We start from the raw sequence: 24419 nt of genomic DNA on the forward strand, positions 1-24419 counted from the left end.
AATACAAATTTAGACGGCCGTATCACATGAAGAACACGCGATATGACGAGGTAAAATAACCGTTAAAATTTGTATTGATCGGTAGCATTACGAATCAATAGTCGTTTATAGGACAGTGATAATGGAAAATAATTTTGATGGTTTAAAAGTGATGGTGATTGATGACTCAAAAACCATTCGCCGTACCGCAGAAACCCTATTGCAAAAAGCGGGTTGTGAAGTAGTGACCGCGATTGACGGTTTTGATGCGTTAGCAAAGATTGTTGATAACAACCCAGATATTATTTTTGTCGATATTATGATGCCACGTTTAGATGGCTATCAGACTTGTGCGTTGATAAAAAACAACCCAGATTATGCCAGTAAGCCCGTGATTATGTTGTCGTCTAAAGATGGCTTATTTGATAAAGCGCGGGGCCGTATCGTTGGTTCTGATGAGTATTTGACGAAGCCATTTAGTAAAGATGAGCTGTTTGAGGCAATTAACCAGTACCGCTAGGACAAATAAGTAAATGTGTGATTAAATTCAGGCTGAACAATCTGTGTGATTTCGGTAAACTTTACAGGTTAGGCGATATGGCCTAGGTATTTGGGTTTATGAATATTTACGAATAATTGCTCAACGTTTCATCACAACCTTTAAGAAAGTCTCTTTGTCATTCATGTTTGACGAGTCATTTTACTTGGGTTGTTTCAATAATATAACAATATATCCTCTGGGGTATTTTTGAAAAAAGGGAACTCTTATGACTACTGTTTTAGTCATTGACGACTCGCCATCTGAAATGGCGAAATTTCGCGACATGCTTGCTCGACATAATTTTACAGTATTAGAGGCGACAAATGGTGAGCAAGGCTGTCAGATGGCCGTGGATCATCTACCAGATGTCATCCTAATGGATGTGGTTATGCCAGAGATGAATGGTTTTCAGGCCACTCGTAAAATCACTCGTGGTGAAACCACAGCCCACATTCCTGTGATTATGATCAGTACCAAAAATCAAGAAACAGATAGGGTTTGGGGCAAACGTCAAGGCGCTAAAGAGTACATGGCTAAGCCAGTTGATGAAAATGGATTGGTTAATATCATTCGCAAAGTAATGGAGTAGCTTGTGGCATCCAGGGGATTTATTGAGCTTCTGCGTTTAGCAGATTTGGCCCGCGCCCGCAAAAGTGGACGGCGCGGTGGACAAGAGTATGATTGGCAAGGTGTGGTATTTGAGATTGGCGGACAGCGACTGGTTGCTCCGATGGGTCAGATATCAGAAGTATTGGCCATGCCGGAGTACACAAGCTTGCCTTTAGTAAAACCCTGGATGTTAGGCATCGCCAATATTCGTGGTCGCCTATTACCAATAACGGACTTGTCTCAGTTTTTACAGGTTCCTAGCCGCTTAACGCAAATGAGCCAACGAAAAGTTATTGTCATCGATCAGGACAATCTGTTTTCAGGACTGTTGGTCGATCAAGTCATTGGTATTGAGCAGTTCACTCGGGACCAGTACCGAGCAGAAGCGATTGAGCCTAGCTCACCCTTTGCCCCCTATAATCATGGAAAGTTTGTTAAAAATGAGCAGGATTGGTATGTCTTTATGCCAAGCTTGCTTGCCCAAGATGTGCAGTACACCGATGCTGCAATATAGCTGTCAATAACAGAGTACGTAGCTGTTAGAACAATGACTAAATAATAGCGAATGACATGATACGGTTGGATGTCAGCATTCATACAGGCTTTGCTAATCACTGCTGCTTTTATAACAGTAAGATTGTCAAAGTCAGTCACGAGAAGACTTTGACGATTGTTTGAAAGGAAACGCACTATGAGTGATGTTATAAAAAAACCTGTCGCTGGTACGACCAAAAAAACAGCAGATGGCAAAGAGGCTAATAACACTTGGAAACTGTTATTAGGATTTTTTGTTCTAGTGAGTGTGGTCTGTTTGATTTGGCTAGTAAATTCGTTATCGTCAGTGAGCCAGTACTTAGTGGATTTTAACCAATCTGTTGTTTTACCGGCGGTTGTATTTGCCATCGGGGTTCTAGGGATTCTGTTTACTCTGTATCAGCTTCTTAAGCAGCGTGGTGGGTCCGAGCGATTACTGATTGAAAAAGAAACCCTACGCCGTCGTCAAGAAGCAGAGGCAGAGTCTGAGCGCGCCCGTCAGATTCAAGAAGAAAACGAGCGTAACCAGATAGCCATTCTACGTTTACTTGATGAATTGGGGGATTTGGCAGAAGGGGATCTAACGGTTAATGCCACGGTATCAGAAGATTTTACAGGGGCCATTGCTGACTCAGTGAACTTTGCGATTGATCAGTTGCGCCAGTTAGTACTGGTGATTAATAACACGGCTGCCCGCGTTTCGCAGTCCTCAGAGCAAACACAGATGAATGCGGTTGAACTGGCTGAAGCCTCTGAGCATCAAGCACAAGAAATTGCGGGTGTGTCAGCGGCTATCAATGAGATGACTGTCTCGATTGACCAAGTTTCAAACAACGCGTCAGAGTCTGCGACGGTTGCCCAGCGTTCAGTGGCTATCTCGCACAATGGGGCGGCGGTTGTACAGCGCTCTATTGAGGGCATGAACGTTATTCGTGATCAGATTCAAGAGACGTCCAAACGTATCAAGCGTCTTGGTGAGTCTTCGCAAGAAATTGGTGACATCGTTGGTTTGATTAATGACATTGCGGACCAGACCAACGTGCTGGCATTGAATGCTGCTATTCAGGCATCGATGGCGGGCGAAGCTGGTCGAGGCTTTGCGGTTGTTGCCGATGAGGTCCAACGCCTTGCTGAGCGCTCTGCTAATGCTACCAAACAGATTGAAACACTGGTAAAAACCATTCAGGCAGATACCAATGAAGCGGTTATGTCAATGGAGTCCACGACCTCTGAAGTCGTACGTGGGGCGCGTTTGGCGAAGGATGCTGGTGAAGCACTAGAAGAGGTACAAAGTGTTTCTAACACGTTGGCTGATTTGATTCAAAACATCTCAAATGCAGCCATGCAGCAGGCTGAATCTGCTGGACACATCTCGCACACTATGAATATTATCCAAGACATTACCTCACAAACCTCATCTGGGACGATGGCAACAGCGCGTTCTATTGGTGAGCTGAGCGAGATGGCGGCAGCGCTACAAGAGTCAGTAACAGGCTTTAAAGTAACGAATGACGATGAGTTGTTAGACAGTGACACGCTGAGTACGGAAAATACGTTGTCAGAAAGCGCTTGATAATAACGCTCAGTGCTAAGTCAGTACTGAACGGTTTATCGTCTTTTATTAATGTGTGCGTTAAAACGCTGTACGAGCCGTGATGACGTGCAGCAAAAATCATAGCAGGTGATGTGAATAATTTTACTCAACCAGATGGCGATCCCATTCAATCAGGCAAGAATTCTTTGGTCACAGACGCTAGGCAGGAAGACAGTCTTGATGTGCAGCAGTGGCAACGGTACATAGAGCAAGAAATTGGCTTTGTTCTACCAGATGTCCAGCTGCAGTGGTTGATAAATGCGATTGATCGTACGGCATTAGCGCATGGACTGACAGCTAATAGTTTATGGCATCAACTACCAAACAATACTATGTTACGTCAGCAGTTGTTAGATAAAGTGCTGATCCATGAAAGTCGTTTCTTTCGCCACATGCCGTCTATAGAGTTTGTCACAAAGTATGCGCGGCAGCATCAATTAACGGCCTCCGACCGTAGTAGTGACAATGGGCCTAGTGAGCTATTTCGTATTTGGAGCGTTGGTTGTGCAAGTGGACAAGAAACGTGGTCGCTTGCGATGAGCTTGGCAGCGGAGCCATTGACAAACTATGTGATATTGGGTACTGATGTCAGCCAACAAGCCATTTTACAGGCACGACTGGGGCAGTATGATAAGCGCCAGCAGCTCTTAATTCCCGCACGTTGCCAGCAGTTTGTTCAGCCATTGCGAGATAAGAGTGAGGCGCATCAGTCAAATTTTTATGGTTTATCTGCTGTAAAAAAAGCGACAAACAGTACGCACGCAGACTGGCAGGTTGCGCCAATATTGCAACAGCGCGTTAGTTTCGCTTTACACAACATTATTGAGAAAAAACCACCCACGTCGCATCTTCAGCATGTGATCATCTGTCAAAATATGCTGCTATATTTTCGTAAGTTTGATCAGCGCGATATTCTAGCGAGACTATCAGAACAGTGTGCGTTAGGTGGATATATTATATTGGCTCCAGGTGAGGCGTTGTTTTGGCGTCCTTCGAATATGCGCCGTATTGCGCACCCACAGGTTAATGTGTGGCAAAAAATCCACGCCTAAATTAGTGCCTAAACGAGTTAGGATAAACCGATGAAAAACCAGCCCAATGACATAGTGACGCTTGAATGGTTGTTACCTCTGTTTAATCAGCAATTATCACAGATATCTGAGGGCTGGCAATTAGGCGCTGATCGCACTAATGCCGAGCAGATGGTACAGAACTACCATCAGGTTGGTGGGGCGCTGACCATGATCCGCCTGCCTTTATTGGCAAGTCTCGCCAATAAACTGAGTTTGCTGGCAGAAGCAAGCAATCGCACAAGCAGCCACAATAGTAACTCTACTCATCGTCGTATCGGCCAACTGTCTCATGAGTTGTTGCAGCGAGAATTGAATCAATACGCACATACGAGCAGTTACCGTACCGCCTTTGTTAGTAACGCTACTAACAAGCTTACGCAGGCGTTGGCAAAATTAGGGATAGAGACTGACTCACCTGCTAGTCTTATCGATCATCAAGGTGAGCATTCATACCCTAACGCTGTCGATGACCATGTTACTGACGACCGTTTTATTGACGACAGTGTTATCGATAATATTGAGGTGGTAGTACCGACTAGTAGAGCCGCTACGCAGTTGGCTGACCATCACTATCAACAGTTATTACTGGTTTGGCGACAGCAAGTACAAGAGTTACTGGTTACCAATACCAATCAGGCCTCTTTATTAACGGTATTAGCAAGGGTCAGTCAATACTTATGGCAGACCACTCAGGATGGTGACTTACAACGCCTGTGGTATTTAACAGAATTGTGGCTCAATGATCTGACTCATAACGACACACCGCTGCCCGAACAATATGCGCCATTGTTAAGTCAGCTTGAGCAAATGATAGCGTCTTGTGTCCAGCATACTCAGCTGTCATCGAGCACTATTAAACATTTAACTACCAGTGTGTATGCTGAGTTAAATAGTCTGGCACAAAACAGTGAACACACGCAGTCTACGCTAAGCGGTGTATCGCATAGCGCACCGACGCCTTCACGTTTTTTACCACGAATACTAAGTGAGCTTGAAACGCTTATCTTCCATCTGGATAAGCCAGACACGCTTTTAACACCGTTGCAAAAAATAAAAAGTCAGCTTAAGGGGCGAGGCTGGACATACTATGTGGCACAAGTCGACACGGTGCTTACAGATATAGAGCATGCTTTATCGTCAGAAACAGGCTTTGCCCAAGAGCAGGGGCAGATTGAGCGTAAGCTTCAAGAGCTGTACAGTGCTATTTATAATACCGAACAGACAATATCTCTTAAAATAGGAAGCGCGGCCTCTTTTATTACGCGGTCCGATGTGTGCGAAAGTGTTGATACGCAAACGGCTGATAGTCAGGATTCAACTCCCGCTGGCGAAGGCTTGCGTGAGCTACGTATTGCGGTCGAAGACGTCAAGCAAAGCTTTAGTGCATATATACAGCGTCAAGATATCCATCTGTTGCCAACGGCTACAGACTTTACCCGTATTGGTGATGCTTTTGCTGATATGGGTTTACCCGCCATTCGCCAAACCATGAATGACATGGCCAGCATATTTACACAACTGGCAACTCACAAGATCGAAGCGCTCAGTTGGGATATGACCCAATCGCTAGCTGAGGGACTAACGTCTATTGAGCTGCTGCTTGATTACCTTGCGCAGCAAGTTTTCAACCAGCAGTTACTAACACGGGCCAATGAGCACACTGCTAAAGCCACACAGCTTCTAGATGTTTATATTGAAGCACCAGAGACGATCAACGACACTTTTCTGACGCAAAAGCCCGCCGCAACGAATGTACTTCGTTATGATGATAGTGGCGAGATTGCCCCTATTACTGAGTCAAGCACAGACAGTGAGAGTGTGGTAGGACAAGCGACTACCGACATTGGCAGTAATAGCGCTAATGACCAGGATAATAGTTCCGAGAGTGCTGCATTGATGCGCGCTCGTGAGCAAGTCAAGCCTGATAACTTTGAGATAGATGAAGAGATTCGCGACATCTTTATCGAAGAGGCGACAGACGTCATCACTGACCTAGAAGACTTCTTGCCTATCTGGCAGCAGGATGCACAGGACTTAACTCCCTTAACGGAAGTACGTAGAGGCTTTCACACCTTAAAAGGCTCAGGGCGTATGGTCGGGGCTTTTAGTATCAGTGAGATGGCGTGGTCAATCGAAAATCTACTCAATCGCCTTTTAGATAAGACCTTACCTGTCACAGATGAGGTAGTCAGTCTTGTGATAGAGACGACCAAGCGTTTGCCAGCGTTGGTCACAGATTTTGCAGCGCAGCATTTACCAGGTTTTGACCCTGCTGTTACTATTTTACAAAGTCACAATTTAATGACGCAGCAATCTATCAATGCTGGGCTACCCACCTCTGAGCCTGCACTTACTGATACTGAGGTATCAAGTTTGACGGCGGACTATGCTGAGTTGTCAGATTCTCTCGATACCGTTTATGAATCTACCAAAGACAGTAATGACAGTGAAAGGAGCAGTAAACCTGCGTCCTTATCTACCCTAGCGATACCAGCGGTATTGGACCCTTTTATGGCGGAGACGGATCAGTTGCCAGTAGATGCGAGCGATGCCGATCCTGATATTAAAGAGATATTTATAGAAGAAGCCAATGAAGTATTGGCAGACATCATACCTTTATGTGCAAATTGGCAATTGTCACCAACAGATTTAAGCGTGCTGGCGGATATCCGTCGCGGGTTCCACACCTTAAAAGGGTCGGGGCGTATGGTCGGGGCTAACTACACTGCGGAGCTGGCATGGGCAATAGAAAACATGCTGAATCGACTCTTGGATCGTAGTATTACGGTCTCAGCAGATATGTGTCAGCTTATTGCAGATGTGTTAGCTGCCTATCCTACGATGCTAACGGTGTTTGAAAATAACGGTCAAGAATACCCTGCTATGGTGCCACTATGGATTGCGTGCGCTAAGGCTTTCAGTAAACAGCGAGGGGATGAGTTCAGCTATTCGGCCTTGACCGAGCAAGCATCGAATGAGTTTGAGCAAGAGGAGAGTAACCAAGATTGGGTCGTGTCAGCTGATGTGGATGAAGCCGATCTTATTGATGACAGTAGCGAAGAGATAGACATTACGCTGCAGACGATTAACTCTGTCAATGAAATGATAGCAGAAGCACCCATTATCTTAGCGCCGCAAAGCGAAAAAGAAAAAGCATTTTTTGAGATTTTTATCGACGAAGCTGAAGGGTTGTTACACGATATTGATCAATTCGTTGATGAACATCAAAATCAGCCTTATGTTGAAGTGACCGATGCGATTGTACGGGCGTTTCACACGTTGAGAGGGGCGTCTGGCTCTAGTGCTTTAGCCGCTATCAGTGAAGTTAGTGCGACCATTGAGCATAGCTTGGAGTTGTTGCAGCAGCAAGATACGGCCATGAATGCTCAGCATTTAGAAGCGTTGGCTCAGTCTGCCACGTTGATGGATGGCTACTTGTACAACTACAAACAAAACATTCAACCACAAGATGTGTCGATAGAAGACGCGCAAAGTCAACAAGATATAGCCTCTTTACAAGCGATGCTGGGCGAGCCATATGGCGTTAGCGATGCTGAGGTTATATCGGATAATAAACCAACGATAGCGCAGCTTTTAGACAATCATATCGATGAATTATTGGATGCTGAATGGGAGTTAGATGCTGCACTGAGCCACTCTGAGACAGCGCAAGTTCAAAGTTATATAGAGCAGCAAATTTCGCAAATACAGTATTTAGCCAATAAAGCCCAAGCGTTTCCAAAATTCACCTCAATCCTCAATGAGCTGGGTCACGCTTATACCTACTTGCAGGGTAATCCTGACAAAGCAAGAGACAAAAACGTTCAAGCGGTATTACATGACGGCCATGCCCAATTAGTCGGTTTGTTTGACGCATTAGCGGGTAGTATGTCACTGAAAATCGATCAGCAAGCTCTTGATGACCTGCAAAGTATCTACCAAAATGATGACAGCAGTACTCATAATGAAAGCGTCTTTACTGTGCAAACCGTCTCAGCGCCTGATCTACAACTTGAGTCTATTGATACCGACGCTGAACTGTTGGAGATCTTCTTAGAAGAGGCGCAGGAGCTTGATACAGCGCTAGACGAGAGCTTTAATAAATGGCGTGCTGATATCACCAATGTTAATGCGTTAAAAGTTTTGCAACGCCATCTGCACACTATCAAAGGTGGCGCGCGGATGGCAGGTATTCGTAGTATTGGCGATTTGACTCACGAAGCTGAAAGTATCTATGAAGCGTTTGTAGAGAACAGACGAGCACCAACAGCGCAATGGCTTGAGATTATGCAGGTGGTGCAGGACACGATGTCACTGCAATTGATGCATATCGTAAATTATAAAAAATCGTTTTTTGCCTCAGCGCTTATCGAGCAACTACAACAGTTTGAAAAAGCAAAAACGTTGCCAGAAACGGTAGAGCTCATCATACCAGCACCGAAGAGCCGTTTTGACTCTGAGACGGTAAGTACAGCTGCTGACAGTAGTTATGATAGCGATGCGGCGTCTGATGCTTTAAGCCTAGACACTATGATTAAACAGTCATGGGCTCATGGTTTGCCTGATCCTGATATATTGGCGGTGTTTTTAGAAGAAGCAGAAGAGCTTACCAATCGTAATAAGTATCTGCATTTATTCTTAAAAGATACAAGTAACACAACCGCGCTTCAAGCGCTTCAGCGTGATTTGCACACCATCAAAGGTGGGGCGCGAATGGTTACTGCGGCTGGCATCGCTGATTTGGCTCATGAGATGGAGGCTGTTTATAAAGATTTTGTAAATAACCGCCGTCCTACTACCAAAAAAGTATTAGAGTTACTCGTTGCCAGTCATGACTGGCTTGCCGATGCGGTATCGATGCTTAGACAGCATGTCAATCCGCCAACGCCTGCATTGCTCATTGAAGCGTTACAGCAGTTTGGTAAAAATCCAGACAGTTTAAAACAAATACCCAAGGAGTCTCTGCAGGCACAGCATGAAGCAATCTTCATAGCGAGAGAAAGGCAGGATTCACAGTATCTTGCGAAAGATATTAGTGACATGCCAGCGATGGTCAGCAGTACCAACGAGGAAGATCAGAGTGCTAACAATAATGAGATGATTCGTATTTCAGGAGGGTTGATCGAGCATATGATCAACTTGTCTGGCGAGTCAGCCATTAACCGTGCGCGTATCGATATGGGTATGAGCAGCTTGACCAACAGTATTGAAGATATGGGTATCACAGTACAGCGGCTAGCCGATCAGTTACGCCGGATGGAAATCGAGCTTGAGGCACAAATTTTATCGCAGATAGACGATGAGCTGATTGAGAATGAAGATTTTGACCCTCTAGAGATGGATCAGTACTCTTCTTTGAATCAATTATCAAAGTCTTTGACAGAATCGGCGTCGGATTTGGTTGATATTAACCACACCTTGTTAGAGAAAACACGTGATAGCGAAAGTCTTTTATTACAGCTGTCACGAACACAAACTGAGTTGCAAGATGGGCTTATGCATTCGCGTATGGTGCCATTTACGCGCTTGACCCCGCGTCTTGAGCGGGTCGTGCGTCAGACCGCTAATGAGCTTAACAAGTCTGTTGAGTTAACAATCATCAACGCTGATGACGAGATGGATAGAACCATCCTAGAGCGTATTACCTCGCCGCTTGAGCACATGCTGCGTAACGCGGTCGATCATGGTATCGAGAACACCTCGACGCGTCTAAAAGCAGGTAAGGAGCGTAGTGGGCGTATCACTCTTGAAGTACAGCGTGAAGGAAGTGAGATTGTCATTCAGTTAGTAGATGATGGTCGCGGTATTGATGTAGACGCGGTACGTAATAAAGCGATCTCTCAAGGTCTTATTGACGCAGACGATAACAGCCTCACTGATCTTGATATCATGCAATATATTTTTAATGCTGGCCTAAGTACCAGTAAACAAGTGACGCAAATCTCTGGTCGCGGCGTTGGGATGGACGTGGTTATTAGTGAGATTCGTCAATTAGGTGGCGCCGTATCGGTCACCTCGGAGTTAGGTAAGGGATCACGCTTTACGATGCGTTTACCACTGACGGTGGCCGTGTCTGATGCTTTGGTGGTTCGGGCCGCGGATCGATATTATGCTATACCATTGGTGCAGATTGAGCGTGTGGTTCGTATCAGTCCAGAAAAGCTTTACGACTATTATCAGTCAAATGATGCGACATTGAGCTTTGAGGACGGTGATTATCGGGTACGCTATTTAAATGAAATCTTATCAGGCAATAAGCTAAACGAGCTTGTCGTTAATACCAACACCAGTTTGCCGCTCATTCTTATTAAAAACCGCACAGGACACAACATTGCTTTGCAAGTTGACCAAATTGCAGGGTCACGTATTGAGGTGGTGGTAAAACCATTAGGAAAACAGCTGTCAAACCTACCTGGGATTTCAGCTGCTACTATTATGGGCGATGGCTCGGTAATGCTCATCTTAGATCTGATCGCGTTAATGCGTAATGCCCAGTTAAGTAAAAACGTCACGAAATCCGCTGATGCTAAGAGAGGTCGTTTAGAGTCTAAGTCCACGGTCTTAGTCGTCGATGACTCAGTCACCGTACGTAAAGTAACGTCACGTTTCTTGGAGCGCCAAGGGTTTAATGTCGCGGTGGCAAAAGACGGTATCGATGCGATTGAGATATTACAAGACACGACCCCAGACATGATACTGCTAGACATTGAGATGCCGCGCATGGACGGTTTTGAGGTCGCTACCCAAGTCAGACACAATAAGCGCTTACAGCACATTCCTATCATTATGATTACCTCACGTACTGGTGAGAAGCACCGTGAGCGTGCCCTAGAGATTGGCGTGAATGACTACATGGGTAAGCCATTCCAAGAGCAAGAGCTGCTCAGTAAAATCCAGCAGATACTGGGTCAAAAGGTCAGCTTGACTCATGATGGATAATGCACGTGTTTTGGCACTGAGTAAAAAAAACAAAGATGATATCAAGGTGATGGTGGTAGCAGAAGACTACCATCAGCGTATGGCTTTTTCGGACACTGTACGCAGTTGTGGTTTTACCCTCGTTGGTTGTGTGTCACGGCTGCAATTGCAAAAAAAAAGTGAGCTTGCTGATATGGCCATCGATATTTGGCTGATAGACAGTGACTACGATGATAATGTGCTTACTGTGACCACCGCCTCTAAACCCGCCGCCGTACTGGTCGGTTTTAGTCAAGCACCTTATCTGAATGAAGCGCAGCAGTATGCCAAATGGCAGCGTAAGTTAAAGCGTAAGCTTGCACACATATTTGCTTTACCGCTCTTAGTAGATGCCCCTGTTCAAAGGAATGAAAGTCCTGAAATAGAGTGGCGCTATGTGGTTTTTTTGGGCGCTTCTATGGGAGGGCCTAATGCCATAAAAGAGTTTTTAGATAACGTGTCGCCCACGCTGCCGATTTGTATTTTACTGGCCCATCATTTTAACAGAACCATGATTGATACCTTGCCACGCATACTCAACCGTCATAATAACTGGCGTTGTCAGGTCATCACTTCTTCACAGCGCTTACGAGCCGGTCAGTGCCTTATAGCACCTATCGATAAGCAGATTGTCTGTGATTCAACAGGTCGGGTAATACTGTTAGATCAAGCTTGGAGCGGGGAGTATAAACCTGCTATCGGTCAGATTCTCAAAAACACCAGCGACGTTTATGGTAGTGAGCTTATCAATATCATATTTTCAGGGATGGGCAACGATGGATCCCAGTACTTGGATCTCATTCAAAATAACAACAGTCAATTGTGGGCGCAAGACCCTAGTTTGAGCGCTTGTTCAAGTCAACCTCAGGCTATTATTGATTCAGGGTATTGTGGTTTTGTCGGTAGTCCAGCGGATTTGGCAAAAAAACTGACGGATTATATTGGCGAGAGGGCGGTGACAAGCTCTTCGCCTTAACTTATGGTGAGCGATGTATGAAACAAATTTTGAAACATTCGTTTGAGGCAGTAAGCTTGCTGACCACAAACAACGGTATGCTTGATGTTACTGTTATTCCAGCTGTTAACCAACCTGACTGGTTGATTCCAAGTAGCCTGATTTTGAGTGTGGAAAACTGTGCCGAGCGTACGTCAACCTATGACTGGCAGCAACAAGCGCTGATGGTATTTCATCTGTTACCACAGGAGCAGTCACCAGAGACAATCGTAGTATTAGAGGGTAATACCTCAGATCACCGCTTGGCTTTGCAAACGGCAGGCGAGTTGCAACCACGCCAAGTGCGTATTTCTGAGGTGAAAGACATTGATGTCCCTGAGCAGTTCGATAACTCTGAGCCACTCAATAATATGGATACGGATGATAGGGGATTACCCCTTAATGAAAACGTTGTGCTATCCTACCTTTTTCAAACCGTTATGATTGATGACAAAACTTACTTGGTGCCAGACTTAGATAAAATTGCGCACCAATTAATTGATTTAGACAGCTAACTTTTCATCTGTTTTTGAGTGGGTCTTTGCTATCAAAGCGATCGTCCAGTCATCCTTGATGATGGTTAACTACTGAATCATAGCTGTTTTGTCTATCATATGAATGACAGCTAATTGATGACGAGGGTAATAGGGCAACTCATGAGCAATGTAAATTCAAACGTATCAAAGTGGTCCGTCAGTAGCCGTATCTTTCATTGGATTAGTGCGATTTTGTTGCTAGTCACGTGGGTAATGATACTGCTGTACGACAATCTTGATAGCAACCTTTATATCGGATTGCATAAATCGTTTGGCATCAGCTTGCTGTTTTGGATGATAGCGCGGGTCATCAACCGTCTATTGACTAAAGCTCCGCCATCAGTCCCAATGCCAAAGTGGCAAGCCCTGCTGGCACACTTAACCCATTTCGGTTTGTATGCATTATTAATCGCCATGCCAATGGCCGGCTTGTTAATGACGGTCTATGGTGGCCGACCAGTTGATATTTTTGGCTTGTTTCAGATTCCAGTGTTTGTCACCCCAGATCGCGGATTGGCCCGCTCCTATAATGATTTGCACACTGATATTATCTGGCCTGCGATTATTGCGTTTACGCTTATCCATATTGGCGCAGCTTTATATCATCAGTTTGTGAAAAAAGACAATTTGATAGCGCGCATGAAGTAGTCGTTTTTGGGTTAATTTTTATCGACGAAAAAGCCCTAAGTACGAGAATACTTAGGGCTTTTTTAGGTGCGGCATAAAGGCGTCAAGGCACAAAAGAGTGTTTGACGACGTTATTTTTTATGCTCAGGCAAACTGATATTCATCTCTAGTACATCTAAGCTGTCTTCAGAACGATGATTGATATTAACATCATCTATCTGTACACCATTGACATACTTATTAACCACTTCTAGTATTTCACGTTTCATTTTTTCGATACGATCAACGGTTAAGCGATTATTTAAACGATTTTCGCTAGCAACGATAACCTTGAGACGTTCAGTAGCTAAATTAGCGCTGCCTGCGCTACTACTGTCGTCAGTACCAAACAGGCTACTCCAAAATCCTTTTTTCTTAGTCATCATTAACCCCCAAACCAGCGCTGTAATAAACTTTTTTTCTTCACGTCAATATGACGTAGTGGACGTTCTTCGCCTAAGAAACGGGCGACAATGTCATCATAACACTGACCAGCAACAGAATCGGTATAATGAATAACGGGCTCACCGTGGTTAGATGCTTCAAGCACTGAATGGCTTTCAGGAACCACGCCAAGTAACGGCACTTTTAGGATATCATTCGAGATCGTATCGATATCCATCATCTCATTAGCAGCGGCACGTTCGGCATTGTAACGAGTGATAATCAAGTGCTCACGTACCGTACCTTGATTCTCTGCGACCTTTTTCGTTTGGCTTTGTAAAATACCAATAATACGATCTGAGTCACGCACTGAAGAGATCTCAGGGTTGGTGACGATGATCGCTTCATCAGCATGATACATTGCTAACTGAGCCCCGCGCTCAATGCCAGCAGGCGAATCACAGATAATATAGTCAAACTGTTTAGACAGCTCAGCCATAACCTCCGCCACACCTTCATTTGTCAATGCGTCTTTGTCACGGGTTTGACTGGCGGGAAGGATGTACAAGTTTTCGAGCTGTTTGTCTTTGACAAGGGCTTGCGACAAGCGCGCGTTACCGGTGATGACATCGACAAAATCGTAAACAATTCGGTTCTCACAACCCATGATCAAGTCTAGATTACGTAGACCCACATCAAAATCGATAACGACTGTCTTATAGCCACGCAACGCTAAACCAGCGGCAAAAGAGGCACTTGTCGTGGTTTTGCCCACACCGCCTTTACCTGAAGTGATTACAACTATCTTCGCCACAATGGCACACTCCTATGAATCAATGGGTTATCTTTATATAAATAGGGCAACGGCATGTTATTCACATACGATATATACACTACCTGCGAACCTAGCCTAGCATAAATAAACAAAAATTTATAGCAGGTCGAGACTAAAGCAGAAAAACAGTTTCTATATAGACCACACGGCCTCGTTACCTAAAATTTACCAGTTAATACCGCCTTTTTTATCTAATAAAATAGGCATTTATGAAGAGGGTAAATAGTGGCAGAGCTAGCGATTCATCATAGAGCAATTTTGTTAAATAAACTTACTATAATATTAAGTAAGCCACTTATAAGGCGTTAAGAATCGATCAGCTTAGTCAGCCGACCCTTCTAAAAAGCGCCTAAAATACTGATGGGTGCAAATCAGTGAGTGTGTTAGGTTTCATCCATCACCGTAAACACCAAACCTTCACCTTCTATAAACCTGACTTGCACTGACTTATCAATCACATGCTCGGGTAAGTTGTCGCGCAAGCAATAGGTGCCAGCCACCGAAACCAATGATGGATTGAAAACCTGACAAAAAATACGCGCATCTTTGTCACCAGTCGCGCCTGCGACCAGTCGACCTTGGGCACGACCGTAGATGTGCAAGCTGTTATCAGTAATCGCTTCAGCACCGCTATTGACACTGTTGGTCAAGATTAAGTCACCGCCGACGTGATTGAGGCTTTGCCCTGAGCGTAGCATTTGGTCATAAATGAGACTGGTAATTTGCTCCGTGCTCACTAGGGATTCTGCAGTGACATCAGATATCGTTGTCTCAGTGGCTGTGTCGTTGATTGCAGTGGTGTCTTTATTGCTGGCCAAATCGGCATTTTTATCCTCAGCTACTTTAGCGACCTGCGGCGCTGCTTTTTTGCTCGGTAAAATACGCTCGATACGTTTGCCATCGGCGGGGAAGATTGCCAAGCGCTGTGCGCGTGCTTGTTCGTCCAGCTTTCCTGTCACTACGCCAATAGGTTGTAGACCCCATGACCATAACAGCTCTACCAATGCTGATAGGTCTTGCTCAACCTCACTATCGATGAGGATGGGGATATTGCTCGTTTTATTGCTCAGCGTTTCAGCAAGCTGGGCTTCAATAGCGACCAGATCATCGGTACTAAACTGCAAACGTGAAAAGGTCAGCATCTTGCCATAAAAGGCCAACGCTGGTGCGGCACTCGAGGCCTGGTTATTTTTATCTAAAACTGTCATATATAAATCCTCAAGAGATAATCCTATCGCTGTACTCACACTGCTATTTTATTATCGAACCATATTGTTTATTTACTACTGAGCCATACTCACTGTTAGAAGTACAGGTTACAAATTAAGCATGTCTTGATGTTTCCACTGCTGTACTTTTACTTGAGCTTCAAACTCAGTCAGACTGTCATCAATGATACTCGAAATCAAGGTATCCAGTGCGGTATTATCAGTGTCTATATTCGCAATACCATTCGCAATCGCTACCATCAATGCGTCGAGACGCTCAGTGTCAAGCAGGCGTTTATTCAGCGCGTAAACGACGTTCTCACCTATATTATGCCCGACATGTTGTAGCTGCGATTCAATTAAGCTACCAGCGATGGGTATCATGCGAAGGTAACGGCGTAACTCAGGGGTGTTGGCCAACCCTTCTTCAATAGCATGGCCCATCTCACTGGCTAACATATTGCTGCCGCCTGTTGATGCCGTCAATGCCTGTAATTTGGGTGCCAGTTCTGACCGTAGTACGGACAACAATGCGGCTTCAATCTCCGTGCGATTTCGCGCAATCGTGGATTCAATAAATGATTTGTGCGTCTCAGGGTTGGTCAGTTGCTGCCGAAAGTTTTGGATAGCGGTTAGTATGACGCGATCAGACAGCTCTTCTAATAGTAAGTCGATATAGAATGTAATGCGATTGATCCAGGGCTGCGGCAGCACTTGGTAGCCAAGCTGATACAAGCGCCTGCCGATGACCACTGCTCGAAACAAACGTAAGGCTCGTAGCTGCGGAAAACACCCCAGTACTTCGTACCAATGGACAAAAGGAAAAAAGAACCAGCGATAATAAACTTGTTGTTTCACTGCAATCGCCCAACGCAACAACAGCTCAAGAATTAAAAAGACGGTAAAAAAACCACCAACAGTACGCAAAGGGTCATGCAGGGTGTTTTGATACCAGTTGAGCGCCTCGCTAATGCTCAGCCACCCTGCGACATTGTGACTAAAGTTACTCATCAAGATCGCATCCACACTAATCAGTAGCAGATCAATACTGATCGCAATGATCATCACGATATCATAAGTAAGTTTTAAGCGATTTGGCTTTGGGCGATTGGGTCGGGGCAGCTTATCATCTGATAAACGAGGCGACTGATTTGGCACGGGCGCTGAGTCTAGCGGTGGACTAGTAATAGGAGAGGCGGACACAGTCAAACCTTATAAGTAATCAATAGCATAAAAAAATAAGCGACTCAAATAGCACATGGCCACCAAGTCAGTCATGGGAAAAAAGCCATAAGCTTATAACCATTCACATTATCAATGAATAAGGTTAAAAAACAACCCATCTTCTATTATAATTATGCACTGATTCTCTTTACGCCCTCACGCTCTTAACCGTCATAAACGGCTTAAGTTTGCGGGTTTGCTTCAAACTCAGCCAGCATATCTGTAATCAGCTGGTCTTTTTCGCGCCATATTTGCTCAACCCACTCAAACATTTGCGCTTTTACGGCGGCATCGTTTTCATAGCCGCCATTTTGGATGCCAGTGAATAGGGCATCAGGTATCTTGATATGTCTGACATCCACACCCAAGCGTTTAATGTTTCCTTTCCAAAGGTCACTATAAGTCGGTACCCCATCTGGATAGACAATGGTCATATCTAACATGCCATCGATATCGGCGCCTAACGCGTTAATGGCCAATGATAGACCGCCTGCACGTGGCTTTAGGAGATGCGTATAAGGGGACTGCTGCTGTGTATGTTTGGCCTTGGTAAAGCGCGTACCCTCTAAATAATTTAACAACGTAAACGGCTTGTCTTTTAATAGGGCGCAGGCACGCTTGGCTTCTTCAATGTCCTTACCTTTTAGGGCAGGATTTTTGGCGATGGCCTCTTTGGAATATCGGCGCATCATTGGGAAGTCTAAAAAGTAAAAAGCTTGTCCAACAATGGGAATGTAGATCAGTTCAAACTTGGTAAAGAATCGGGTTAACGGCAGGCGTTTTTCACTAATGTACTGCACGATACTGGTGTCGACCCAAGACTGATGGTTACTGATAAGCAAGTATTTACCATGCATATGCACGTCATCGGGTAAGTTGATGCGCCAATCTTTACGCGGCAGTATGTTGTCGATTAACGCATTGTTACTACCGATCCAGTGATTGGTGATTTTGATGACTGTTTTATCGGCAATAGCCGCGCCAGTGAAAATCTTGCCAACACCCATTAGCCATAAAGGAATGCTACAACTGAAGCTGTTGGCTGCGATGACGCCAGTGGCTGTCGCAAGGGAAACGGCTTTGCCTAACTTTGGGGTGCGTTTGTGTATTTTTTGAATCGCAGATGTTAGTCGCATGCTAAATCCTTTTCGGTCGATCTTATGAGTATGTAAGGCATCCATTGCTGGAGCTGCTTGTTTGACTAGGCTCAAAGACATGTATATTTTTATGGGGTCAAAAAAGTAACATTATAAATTTTTGTCTGTAAATAAATCTATGATCAACTCAAGACGTTTTAGTCATGAGTCATCATGAGAAAACGCTAAGCATCGCTTCTAAAGACAGCCATCTATACCCGAGTGTTACTTAGCCCTTGCTATTGCTTAATTTTAGCAGAAAGGCTGCCTAGTGTACGCGTGTAAACGTGACTTGTGATACCAGTACTAAAAATCAAAAATTTGAGGGTCCGAAATGTGCCCGTATAGCAATCTAGTAACGCATTCTGCACTTCTCATACACAGGTATGACAAAATATTACACATGGTTAGATGGGAGTTGCCATAATGACAACGAGTGTATATATACACCTAGAAAAAATTAATGGAAAATATTTATAAAAAGCACACCTTATCTATAACTTTTTAAACTTAAGAGGAAATATTATGCGTAATAAATTAATGATTGCAGCAGTTGCATCAGGTCTAGCGCTTAGTGGTTGTACTACTGATCCAAACACAGGACAACAACGTCTAAACAAGACCGCACTTGGTACGTTAGTTGGCGCAGCTGGTGGTGCTACTATCTCAAAAGCAACTGGTGGCGACAAAACAGGTCGCGATGCTGCGATTGGTGCCGCTTTAGGTGCAGGTGTTGGTTATTATATGGAGCGTCAAGCTAAGCAGCTTGAGCAACAAATGGCTGGTACAGGCGTCACGGTTGAGCAAAACCCTAGCACCGGTAACATCGATTTGGTTATGCCAGGTAACATCACCTTTGCCTTTGACGATGCGACCCTAAGCTCATCTTTCAAGCCAACACTTGATAAGCTGGCCTCTACCATGAACCAGTACAATAAGACCACTGTGAACATTGCTGGTCACACAGATAGCCGAGGTTCAGCGTCGTACAACATGGGTCTATCACGTGATCGTGCTTACTCAGTGGCTAACTATCTGACGGCTCGCGGTGTCGCTTCTAATCGTATCAATGTAGTGGCTTATGGGGAATCGCGTCCAGTAGCTGATAACAGCACTGATTATGGTCGCCAGCAAAACCGCCGTGTTGAGCTAACCATTAACTCTCCACAGAGTGTTAACTAATCAATAGATTGTTAGAGATTTAACAGCTATCCCTATAGTGGTTATTTATCTTAGATAAAAGTGATCTTACTTAACACGTAAAAAGACCAGCTTATTGCTGGTCTTTTTTTATGTTTGATTGAACCATTTTTTATTCCTGCTTAAAGGTTAATTTAATAAAATCAAGAAGGAACCTAAAATTAAATATTGATAATGATTATCAATAACACTATAATTTGTAAAGTTTTCTTATTGCTGTAGTATGAAACGTCTTACTAGACCCGATAACTTACTCTGCATGATAAATAGTCAGTGTGGGTAGTTAAGATCTCTTGCGGTAATAGGATCTAAATGATTAATATAATGGATGCTCTTTAATCAAAACCAATTTTCTTTTGCTATATTTTTTGAGGATGTGTATGACGACTACCACAGTAACGAGCCGTAAGATTTTACCAACTACTTTAGCTGCTGCACTTGCAGGGCTGTTAATGGTATCGGGTTGCACCAAGCAAACTGCCGAAGACGCTGACACGAGCGCTGATACGCAAACAGAAGTGCAAAGTACAGAAGCGTCTGATGATACCCAGCTGTCAGCTGCCGATAAGGCTCACACTGATAGACTGATGATAAGCTATGCCAACATGGCGCATGCCGCTTATAAAGACTCGTTAGATACTGCCAAAGCGCTGCAAACGGCGGTAGAAACATACGTAGCAACGCCTACTCAAGCAAATCTTGATGCGGCAAAAGCTGCTTATAAAGCGGCACGTCAGCCTTATTCACAAACTGAGATTTTCCGTTTTGATGAAGGTTTTGTCACAGCCAATGACAAACGTGAAATTGGCAGCATCGATAGCTGGGAAGGGCAGGTAAATGCTTGGCCACTTGATGAGGCTCTGATTGATTATGTCAGTGACAGCTATGAAGGCGAGTACAGCAGTCAAGACAATATCATCAACAGTGATAGCATTACGGTTGGGAGCGTCAAGCAAGATACCAGCACCATTACCCCTGAGCTGTTAGCAGAAATGAATGAGATTGGTGGTAGTGAAGCCAACGTGACTACTGGCTATCACGCCATTGAGTTCATGCTATGGGGTCAAGACACGAATGGGGTCGGCGAAGGCGCAGGCAATCGTCCGGTAAGCGACTATGTAACTAAAGCTGGTGAATGTACCAGTGGTGATACAGTCAATGAAGATGCGAGCATATGTGAGCGCCGTGGTGAGTTCTTAAAAGCCGCCGCTCAGTTACTGGGGGATGACTTAACAGCGATGGAAGCTGAGTGGCAGCCTGAAAGTGAAAACACCTTACGCAGCGACCTTATGGCACGTAAATATGACAATGGTTTGCGTCAGATTATGTACCAGATGGGCAGCTTAGCACTTGGTGAGCTTGCGTCTGAGCGTATGCAGGTCGCATTTGTTACAGGCTCTACTGAAGATGAGCACGAGTGTTTTAGTGACTTGACGCATCTTAGCTATGCTAACAATGCTCGCGGGATTCAAAATGTCTTTAACGGTAGCTATAAGACAGTCGCTGGTAAAACAGTCGGGGGTTATGGCGTGAAAGACTACCTTATAGACACGGGTAACCAAGAAGCCGCTGATAAGTTGGCTACTGATTTCGCTAACGTAGAAGCTGCCTTTAACGTGCTTGTTGAAAAAGCGGAAAAAGAAGGCATCAAAGTTGATCAAATGATTGCTACCGCAGGTCAAGTTAGCGACCAAGGGATTTCAGCTGAAGAACAAAATGTCCGCCGCAGTTGGATTGAAAATAGCATTACCAGCTTACAAGAGCTGACTGCTGGTATCGAAAATGCGGCAAAAGCGGTGGGTATTGACAACCTAGATGCTGACGCAGGGTCGCAATTTTAAGTTAAGAGGTATGTGCTTAAAACAGCCAACTGAATCTACTTATGATGCCTAAGCAGTCGTTATAAGTCAGTGAGGATGATTTGGCTAAAAAAATAATTTAGGTATAATACACACGTTGTCGACCGCTGTTGGCAACGTGTTTTTTATACCGTATTAAAATAGCCTGATAGGTCAGTGCGCAGCTGTGCCCTGTCGACTAGACGTTCGGCACTTTATAGCACGCGATTTTAATGGTTCTATACTAGAACTAAGGTACTCTCTATGAACACCAAAGATGTCTTAAAAGTCAAACAACCTGCCTTGTTCTACTCTTCTTTTATCAACAAAAGCGCGCCATCAAAGCTGACACTTGGGGTGATTTTCACTTTGTTTCTCAGTGCCTGTCAGCCGACTGACGGAGTGTCTGACGGCGCTGCTGTTAATACAGAGGGGGCAGTCGATCACCAAGCTTTAGCGCCTGAACGACGCCACACCATAGAGGCGCTGGCTGGCGTACCACTACAGCAGTTGGTCAGCTTTGATCCGCAAGAGATTAAGCAAGGCGGCGATACAGGTATCAGTATCAGTAGTGCCGAGAGTTACTCTAAACCTTCATCAAATTTGACGGCTTCGCGTAAAGGGTCTTTTTTTATTGGGAATGCCTTCTTTCGGCAACCATGGGTGATCGCCCCTGCTAGCACGGATAGCCGAGATGGTTTGGGGGCTTTATTTAATGTCGCTGCTTGCCAGTCTTGTCATGTCAAAGACGGCCGGGGACATGCACCTATGAATATTGATGACGATGCTGACAGTTTACTTATTCGTCTGGCGATGCCAGCGACCACGGATGAGCAGCGCCAGCAATTGCAGAACTCACTGATCGAAAAAGTCGCTCATCCTATGTATGGTGGACAGCTACAAGATCGTGGTATTCAAGGCGTACCTGTCGAAGCGAGAATTGCGGTACAGTGGACAGATAAAACGGTTACTTTTACCGACGGTCATGTCGAAACGTTACGCGCCCCTACTTTTAACTTGACCAAGCCAGGTTATGGCCCATTCGATGATGAATTGATGGTATCACCGCGTGTTGCCTTACCAATGATTGGACTTGGGCTGCTCGAACAAATACCTGACGAAGACATTAAAAAACAAGCCACCGATAAAAATAATAATAGCGATATCAGTGGAAAATTTAACTGGGTGATGGATCCGCAAACTGGCAAGCATGCGCTAGGACGCTTTGGCTGGAAAGCTGGGCAAACCAAATTGCTTACCCAAAACCAAAGCGCCTTTAATGAAGATATGGGTCTGACGTCAAATATCCGCCCGCACGAGTCATGTATGCCGACACAAACCGCTTGTGTGAAGGCGACGACTGGCGCGGATGAGCAAGGGGATGGTAGGCCGCCTGTTGAAGTCAATGATGAAGTGGCAAAATTTGTCGAATTCTATACACGCAATTTAGCCGTACCGCATCGCCGCAATGCTGATGACAAGCTGGTGCTGGCTGGCAAAAAACGCTTTTATGATATGGGCTGTCAGAGTTGTCACACGCCAAGGTATCAACTGCCAAAAACCGATGATGACCATCTTGAGCAGCATGGACAAGTGATTTATCCTTATACGGACTTACTACTTCATGACATGGGGGATGATCTTGCTGATCGTACGATTGCTGGCAAACTGCCACCTAAAGATGCCCAAGTTGAGTTTTTAGCCAACTCATACGAATGGCGTACGCCCGCTTTATGGGGCATTGGTCTTGCCCAAACCGTTGATCCACAAGCGACGTTTTTGCATGATGGCCGCGCTCGCACCCTCATGGAAGCGGTGTTATGGCATGGCGGAGAAGCACAAGAACAACAGAAAAAAGTACTTAACCTTGACAAACAAGGACGGGCTGAACTGAATGCGTTTTTAAAATCATTATAAAAACCATGTAAATAACTACCTATAAAATTACCGAGAAACTTATGAAAATAAACCATGCTTTAGCAATGGCGTTGTCTGCCTTGAGTGCTGGATTGCTGATCAGCTGTGTAAAACCGGCTGATGAGAGTAAAGCGCCAGACGTGGATAGCCAAAAGGTGGCACAAGATAGCGCTACCTCTGCCAGTGCAACAGAAGGTGCGGGCGATACTATTGCTCAAATAATGGCAGTAGACATTAGCGCTGATACTGAACAAACCTACCTGACCCACGTGGCAAATGATATTGTCATCCCAGCATATGCGGACGTGGCTAGGCAAAGTGATGCACTGCATGATTTGGCCAAAAAGCACTGTCAGAAGGCCCCTATCAGCGGTGAAGAGCTACAAGCGCTACGCGATCAATGGCTGGTGTTGGCACAAGCATGGGCAAGTGCGGAGATGATTAATTTTGGTCCAGCGACCGCCAGTATGAGCAATCTGTACATCAACTATTATCCGGACGAGCGCGGACTGGTGCATAGCGGTGTGGCAGAGCTGATTGCGTCCAACCCAACGCTCAGCCCTGAACAGCTCGCTAATGAGAGTGCTATCGTCCAAGGGGTGCCAGGTTTAGAGGAAGCGTTATATGCCAATGACAGTTTAGATGCGAGTCAGTGTGCTTATGTGATAAGCGCAAGCAGTGCCTTGAGCACACGTTTAAAAGACATTGAGAAAAACTGGCAGCAGAATTCTACCGAATTACTGGCGATTGATAAGACGGCTGAAAGTGACCAAGGGCTAAATCAATGGTTTAACTCTTTGCTATCCTTAGTTGAGACCATGAAATCTAATGCCATTGAGCAGCCACTGGGCTTAACAGGAAAAGCCAAAGGCCATGTGCCAGCTGCTACTGCCGGACAAAGCCGTGCTATTATCAATGCTAAATTGGCCACTTTAAACACAGCGCTGACCGACCCCGTCTTAACCGCTATTTTGGCCAGTAACAACGAAAACAACGTGGCTGACCGTTTATCGACAGCGCTTGCTGATACCACGACATTATTGGCACAGATGCCAGAAGACTTAACCACCGCTGATAAAGCCGCGCAGCAAAAGTTGCTGGATCATCTGACTACGATTACGCGCCTCATAAAGCGTCAATTGATTCCGACACTTGGGATTCGTGTGGGTTTCAATAGTACCGATGGCGATTAAA

Annotated in this window: 17 protein-coding genes and 1 pseudogene; 13 read left to right on the forward strand and 5 right to left on the reverse strand. The window is 45.0% G+C overall.

Annotated features, from left to right (window positions below; genetic code table 11):
- Positions 1 to 121: 121 nt before the first annotated feature.
- The 9 genes and pseudogenes from pilG (at position 122) to JFC06_RS02390 (ending at position 13465) form a co-directional block, all read left to right on the forward strand.
- A complete protein-coding gene (pilG, locus tag JFC06_RS02350; protein ID WP_045453505.1) occupies positions 122 to 499 on the forward strand; it encodes a twitching motility response regulator PilG in 378 nt (125 codons plus the stop codon).
- Between the two features lie 247 nt (positions 500 to 746).
- Positions 747 to 1109: a response regulator gene (locus JFC06_RS02355; protein ID WP_193005260.1), complete on the forward strand. Its 363-nt coding sequence runs from the start codon at positions 747 to 749 to the stop codon at positions 1107 to 1109.
- 3 nt (positions 1110 to 1112) lie between these two features.
- On the forward strand, positions 1113 to 1643 hold the full coding sequence (locus tag JFC06_RS02360) for a chemotaxis protein CheW (protein WP_193005261.1): 531 nt from the start codon (positions 1113 to 1115) through the stop codon (positions 1641 to 1643).
- A 519-nt stretch (positions 1644 to 2162) separates the two neighbouring features.
- Positions 2163 to 3236: pseudogene (locus JFC06_RS02365) on the forward strand (methyl-accepting chemotaxis protein); the annotation flags it as partial.
- Between the two features lie 113 nt (positions 3237 to 3349).
- The gene (locus JFC06_RS02370) at positions 3350 to 4309 is read left to right on the forward strand and encodes a CheR family methyltransferase (protein WP_198333839.1); all 960 of its coding nucleotides are present in this window, start codon (positions 3350 to 3352) and stop codon (positions 4307 to 4309) included.
- Between the two features lie 30 nt (positions 4310 to 4339).
- On the forward strand, positions 4340 to 11269 hold the full coding sequence (locus tag JFC06_RS02375) for an Hpt domain-containing protein (protein ID WP_198333840.1): 6930 nt from the start codon (positions 4340 to 4342) through the stop codon (positions 11267 to 11269).
- Entirely contained in the window at positions 11259 to 12263 is a 1005-nt protein-coding gene (locus tag JFC06_RS02380) for a chemotaxis protein CheB (protein ID WP_227670092.1), read from the forward strand. Before JFC06_RS02375 ends, JFC06_RS02380 begins: the two co-directional genes overlap by 11 nt.
- A gap of 17 nt (positions 12264 to 12280) precedes the next feature.
- Positions 12281 to 12796: a hypothetical protein gene (locus tag JFC06_RS02385; protein ID WP_198333841.1), complete on the forward strand. Its 516-nt coding sequence runs from the start codon at positions 12281 to 12283 to the stop codon at positions 12794 to 12796.
- A gap of 141 nt (positions 12797 to 12937) precedes the next feature.
- Positions 12938 to 13465, forward strand: coding sequence for a cytochrome b (locus JFC06_RS02390; RefSeq protein ID WP_198333842.1), 528 nt, complete (start codon positions 12938 to 12940; stop codon positions 13463 to 13465).
- A gap of 110 nt (positions 13466 to 13575) precedes the next feature.
- On the opposite strand, the gene minE is transcribed toward JFC06_RS02390, so the two are convergent.
- The 5 genes from minE to JFC06_RS02415 all read right to left on the reverse strand — a co-directional run bounded on the left by minE (position 13576) and on the right by JFC06_RS02415 (position 18270).
- Complete coding sequence (minE, locus tag JFC06_RS02395) at positions 13576 to 13866, reverse strand: cell division topological specificity factor MinE (RefSeq protein WP_193005267.1); 291 nt, start codon at positions 13864 to 13866, stop codon at positions 13576 to 13578.
- Positions 13867 to 13868: 2 nt separating this feature from the next.
- The gene (gene minD, locus JFC06_RS02400; RefSeq protein WP_193005268.1) at positions 13869 to 14681 is read right to left on the reverse strand and encodes a septum site-determining protein MinD; all 813 of its coding nucleotides are present in this window, start codon (positions 14679 to 14681) and stop codon (positions 13869 to 13871) included.
- A 404-nt stretch (positions 14682 to 15085) separates the two neighbouring features.
- Positions 15086 to 15910 carry a septum site-determining protein MinC gene (gene minC, locus JFC06_RS02405; protein WP_198333843.1) on the reverse strand — a complete coding sequence of 275 codons (825 nt, stop codon included), beginning with the start codon at positions 15908 to 15910 and terminating at the stop codon, positions 15086 to 15088.
- A 108-nt stretch (positions 15911 to 16018) separates the two neighbouring features.
- Entirely contained in the window at positions 16019 to 17113 is a 1095-nt protein-coding gene (locus JFC06_RS02410; RefSeq protein WP_198333844.1) for a hypothetical protein, read from the reverse strand.
- 203 nt (positions 17114 to 17316) lie between these two features.
- Positions 17317 to 18270 carry an acyltransferase gene (locus tag JFC06_RS02415; protein WP_198333845.1) on the reverse strand — a complete coding sequence of 318 codons (954 nt, stop codon included), beginning with the start codon at positions 18268 to 18270 and terminating at the stop codon, positions 17317 to 17319.
- 525 nt (positions 18271 to 18795) lie between these two features.
- Between JFC06_RS02415 and JFC06_RS02420 the strand changes: the two genes are divergently transcribed.
- The 4 genes from JFC06_RS02420 (at position 18796) to JFC06_RS02435 (ending at position 24418) form a co-directional block, all read left to right on the forward strand.
- The gene (locus JFC06_RS02420; RefSeq protein ID WP_193005272.1) at positions 18796 to 19452 is read left to right on the forward strand and encodes an OmpA family protein; all 657 of its coding nucleotides are present in this window, start codon (positions 18796 to 18798) and stop codon (positions 19450 to 19452) included.
- Positions 19453 to 19850: 398 nt separating this feature from the next.
- Positions 19851 to 21311, forward strand: a complete 1461-nt coding sequence (locus tag JFC06_RS02425) for an imelysin family protein (protein ID WP_198333846.1) — start codon at positions 19851 to 19853, stop codon at positions 21309 to 21311.
- 261 nt (positions 21312 to 21572) lie between these two features.
- The gene (locus JFC06_RS02430; RefSeq protein WP_198333847.1) at positions 21573 to 23225 is read left to right on the forward strand and encodes a di-heme oxidoreductase family protein; all 1653 of its coding nucleotides are present in this window, start codon (positions 21573 to 21575) and stop codon (positions 23223 to 23225) included.
- A 41-nt stretch (positions 23226 to 23266) separates the two neighbouring features.
- Positions 23267 to 24418, forward strand: a complete 1152-nt coding sequence (locus JFC06_RS02435; RefSeq protein WP_198333848.1) for an imelysin family protein — start codon at positions 23267 to 23269, stop codon at positions 24416 to 24418.
- The last annotated feature ends 1 nt before the right edge of the window (position 24419 follow it).

This window comes from Psychrobacter namhaensis (assembly GCF_016107545.1).
Lineage (GTDB): Bacteria > Pseudomonadota > Gammaproteobacteria > Pseudomonadales > Moraxellaceae > Psychrobacter > Psychrobacter namhaensis.

What these genes read in the sequence shown, in the direction of transcription:
- pilG (WP_045453505.1), top strand. Translation starts at nt 122, where the DNA reads ATGGAAAATAATTTTGATGGTTTAAAAGTGATGGTGATTGATGACTCA.
- JFC06_RS02355 (WP_193005260.1), top strand. Translation starts at nt 747, where the DNA reads ATGACTACTGTTTTAGTCATTGACGACTCGCCATCTGAAATGGCGAAA.
- JFC06_RS02375 (WP_198333840.1), top strand. Translation starts at nt 4,340, where the DNA reads ATGAAAAACCAGCCCAATGACATAGTGACGCTTGAATGGTTGTTACCT.
- JFC06_RS02380 (WP_227670092.1), top strand. Translation starts at nt 11,259, where the DNA reads ATGATGGATAATGCACGTGTTTTGGCACTGAGTAAAAAAAACAAAGAT.
- JFC06_RS02385 (WP_198333841.1), top strand. Translation starts at nt 12,281, where the DNA reads ATGAAACAAATTTTGAAACATTCGTTTGAGGCAGTAAGCTTGCTGACC.
- JFC06_RS02390 (WP_198333842.1), top strand. Translation starts at nt 12,938, where the DNA reads ATGAGCAATGTAAATTCAAACGTATCAAAGTGGTCCGTCAGTAGCCGT.
- minE (WP_193005267.1), bottom strand. Translation starts at nt 13,866, where the DNA reads ATGACTAAGAAAAAAGGATTTTGGAGTAGCCTGTTTGGTACTGACGAC.
- minC (WP_198333843.1), bottom strand. Translation starts at nt 15,910, where the DNA reads ATGACAGTTTTAGATAAAAATAACCAGGCCTCGAGTGCCGCACCAGCG.
- JFC06_RS02415 (WP_198333845.1), bottom strand. Translation starts at nt 18,270, where the DNA reads ATGCGACTAACATCTGCGATTCAAAAAATACACAAACGCACCCCAAAG.
- JFC06_RS02420 (WP_193005272.1), top strand. Translation starts at nt 18,796, where the DNA reads ATGCGTAATAAATTAATGATTGCAGCAGTTGCATCAGGTCTAGCGCTT.
- JFC06_RS02425 (WP_198333846.1), top strand. Translation starts at nt 19,851, where the DNA reads ATGACGACTACCACAGTAACGAGCCGTAAGATTTTACCAACTACTTTA.
- JFC06_RS02430 (WP_198333847.1), top strand. Translation starts at nt 21,573, where the DNA reads ATGAACACCAAAGATGTCTTAAAAGTCAAACAACCTGCCTTGTTCTAC.
- JFC06_RS02435 (WP_198333848.1), top strand. Translation starts at nt 23,267, where the DNA reads ATGAAAATAAACCATGCTTTAGCAATGGCGTTGTCTGCCTTGAGTGCT.